The organism is Polaromonas sp. P3_C2, assembly GCF_056402675.1.
The window spans coordinates 1-3,213 of record NZ_JBFUGX010000483.1 but is presented as its reverse complement, the minus strand read 5'-3'; the positions used below and the strand labels follow the sequence as shown (position 1 = coordinate 3,213).

At 62.9% G+C, this 3,213-nt stretch carries 3 protein-coding genes; 2 read left to right on the top strand and 1 reads right to left on the bottom strand.

All coding sequences use genetic code 11. The features are described from left to right. Positions 1–374: 374 nt before the first annotated feature. Both AC1DWI_RS17550 and AC1DWI_RS17545 read left to right on the top strand, forming a co-directional pair. Complete coding sequence (locus tag AC1DWI_RS17550; RefSeq protein ID WP_477670182.1) at positions 375–1,373, top strand: NAD-dependent epimerase/dehydratase family protein; 999 nt, start codon at positions 375–377, stop codon at positions 1,371–1,373. An 86-nt stretch (positions 1,374–1,459) separates the two neighbouring features. Next, positions 1,460–2,437, top strand: a complete 978-nt coding sequence (locus tag AC1DWI_RS17545; protein WP_477670183.1) for an ABC transporter substrate-binding protein — start codon at positions 1,460–1,462, stop codon at positions 2,435–2,437. 84 nt (positions 2,438–2,521) lie between these two features. On the opposite strand, the gene AC1DWI_RS17540 is transcribed toward AC1DWI_RS17545, so the two are convergent. After that, positions 2,522–3,213, bottom strand: a 692-nt coding sequence (locus AC1DWI_RS17540) for an SMP-30/gluconolactonase/LRE family protein (RefSeq protein ID WP_477725314.1), incomplete at its 5' end; no start/stop codon positions are given.

Below are 3,213 nucleotides of genomic sequence, written 5' to 3'. Positions count from 1 at the left end.
CCCGCGAAGCCCACAGAGAAGCAACGATGGATCAGAAATAACCGGCACCTCCCCGGCAAGTGGTTTTCACTCGGTGCAAGCGCCCGAACGCAGTGACCCGGCGAGAAACAGGGACGGCGCCGGCGTCGTAGAGAGCCGCCACCCTCTCTAATCGGTGAAGGCTCGCGCCCGGGGCCAAGTCCACTTTCTTTCCTGCCGGCTTCGCCATGTCGTTTGCAGCAAAGTCTTTTCTCCTCTGAAGCGCACAGCCAGGAGGACAACTCCGGAATCGATATAGGTTGCAACCCATATGAATTCGTGTATGGATCAAGCCCAAAACATGATCGCCAAAGCAGGGCCGGCTTGCTATCATCCGCGCCATTCAGAGGGCCCGAATGCAACCACCTTCCTCCGGACTCCTTCTCGTCACGGGTGCCACCGGCAAAGTGGGCCGCGCGTTCATCCAGCGAGTACTGGAGGACGCCAGTCTTGATCGCTTCCGCGTGCGGGCGCTCTGCCACAACCGTGTGTTGCAGCCTCGCGAACGCCTGGAGTGCGTGCGGGGTTCCATTCAGGATCGCGCGGACGTGCAGCGCGCGCTCGAAAGCGTGACACACGTGCTGCACCTGGCCACAAGCAAGGAAACGCCGGACGAGGTGATGGATGTCGCCGTCAAGGGCATGTTCTGGTTGCTCGAGGGCTGCCGGACAAGCACCACCTTCCGGCAATTCGTGCTGGTCGGCGGCGACGCCGCTGTCGGGCATTTCCACTACGCGCACCCCGTACCGGTGGTAGAAAGCCAGCCGCATACCGCCTACCCTGGATGCTATGCCCTGTCCAAAGTACTGGAAGAAGTAATGCTCCAGCAGTACCAGGTCCAGTATGACCTGAACGGCTGCTGCCTGCGTGCACCCTGGATCATGGAGAAAGACGATTTCCGCTTCACTTTGTCTTTCGGCGACGACGTGTTCGGAGGCCCGCGCTGGCGGGACCTGGTGACAGAGAGCGAAGCGCGCGACCACGTTCGCAGCGGCGCCGTCCCGGTGATGCTTGATCCGGATGGTCAACCAGTGAAGCGCAACTTCGTCCATGTGTGCGATCTTGTGGATGCCATCTTGCTGGCCCTGGACGCACCACGCGCCCGGCAGCAACTGATGAACGTGTGCATGGACGAGCCGCTCGACTATGGCGAGCTTGGCACATACCTGGCACGCACGCGGGGCCTGCCGCTCGTGCCAGTCCGCACACCCTACCGCTCCACGTGGCTGGACAACACCAAGGCGAAGTTCCTGCTGGGCTGGCACCCCCAGTTCGACATGGCCCGGATGGTCGAGTCCGCGTGGACGTACCAACGAGCACCCGACGATCCTCGCATGGTCTGGTATCCCGGCTGAGTTCAGCCGCCCGCTACAGCACCGGGCGGTCAGTAAGGCAAGAGTGCTGCACCCGATCGAACAGATACGAAGACAGGAGACACAAGATGACCCCGATGAAACGACGCAGCTTTGCCGCCATCATGGCGGCCGCCGGCCTGGCATACGCCTGGGCGACACCGGCCTGGAGCCAGGCGAAAGGTAAGAAGCTGGTGATCGGCTTCGCGCAGACCGGCGCCGAAAGCGAGTGGCGCACAGCCAATACGGACTCCGTCAAGGCCGCTGCCAGCGCGGCCGGCTATGAACTGAAGTTCTCAGACGCACAGCAGAAGCAGGAGAACCAGATCAAGGCAATCCGGTCCTTCATCGCCCAGAAGGTGGACGTCATCATCCTCGCACCGCTCGTCACGACGGGCTGGGATACCGTGCTGCGGGAGGCCAAGTCCGCCAAGATCCCCGTCATTCTGGAAAGCCGCAGTGTGGTGGTGAAAGATCCCTCCACCTGGACCACCTTCGTGGGTTCGGACTTCGTCGAGGAAGGCCGGCGCGCCGCGCAGTGGTTGCTTGATAACACCAAGAACACCACCGGCGACGTGAACATCGTCGAATTGCAGGGCACCGTGGGCTCCGATCCCGCGATCGAACGGAAGAAAGGCTTCGAGGAAGGGCTCAAAGCAAATCCTCGCTACAAGATCATCCGCTCGCAGACCGCCGACTTCACCCGCGCCAAGGGCAAGGAAGTCATGGAAGCCTTCCTCAAGGCTGAAGGCAAGAAGGTCAACGTGCTGTACGCACACAACGACGACATGGCCATCGGCGCGATTCAGGCCATCGAGGAAGCAGGCCTGAAGCCGGGCAAGGATATCCTCGTAATCGGCGTGGATGCGGTCAAGGGCGCCTTCGAGGCGATGATCGCCGGCAAGATGAATGTCAGCGTGGAGTGCAACCCCCTGCTTGGCCCCCAGCTGATGGAAGCGGCAGCCAAAGCCGCCTCGGGGCAAACGCTGCCGCGCTGGATCAAGTCGATCGAGGGTGTGTTCCCGGCCGAAGTAGCCGCCAAGGAATTCCCGAACCGCAAGTATTGACACTGACAGTCGGGCCCCGCTGCAAGCCACGGCGGCGGGCCCAGCTGTGGCTCATCATTCTCAGAGTCGCCGCGATGCCGTGAGCTACACCAGGCTGTGTGCCCAGACACCAGACGTCGTGAGATAGCAGGCGTACAGCGACGTCGTGGCCGTGATGAAAAGGCGGTTACCTCGCGGCCCGCCGAACTCTACATTGGCCACCGGCTCGGGAACGAGGATCCGGCCAAGGAGTTCGCCCTGCGGCGAGAAGCAATGCACGCCGTCTCCGGCGCTGGTCCACACATTGCCGCGCAGGTCCACGCGAAGGCCGTCCGGTATCCCAGCATCCACGGTGGCGAAGACTTCGCCGCCTCGCAGCCGGCCGCCGGCTGCCACGTCAAACACTCGAATGTGTCGCGGCCCCTGCGGATCATGTGATGCCCCGGAATCCGCCACATACAGCAGGGTGCCGTCCGGAGAAAACGCCAATCCATTGGGCTGCACGAAGTCCGTGGCGGCAACTTCCACTCGCCCGCTACCGGCGTCGACCCGGAACACGTAGCGGCCACCGTACTCGGGCTCGGCCGCATAACCCTCGTAATCGGACAGGATCCCGTAGGTCGGGTCGGAGAACCACACGGCGCCATCGGGCGCGACAACGGCGTCATTCGGCGAGTTCAGCCGCTTGCCTTCAAAGGCGCTTGCGATCACGATGCGCCGGCCATCGAGCTCGGTGCGGCTGACGCAGCGCGTGCCATGCTCGCAGCTGATCAGGCGGCCTTCGCCATCACGCGTAT

What these genes read in the sequence shown, in the direction of transcription:
- AC1DWI_RS17545 (WP_477670183.1), top strand. Translation starts at nt 1,460, where the DNA reads ATGACCCCGATGAAACGACGCAGCTTTGCCGCCATCATGGCGGCCGCC.
- AC1DWI_RS17550 (WP_477670182.1), top strand. Translation starts at nt 375, where the DNA reads ATGCAACCACCTTCCTCCGGACTCCTTCTCGTCACGGGTGCCACCGGC.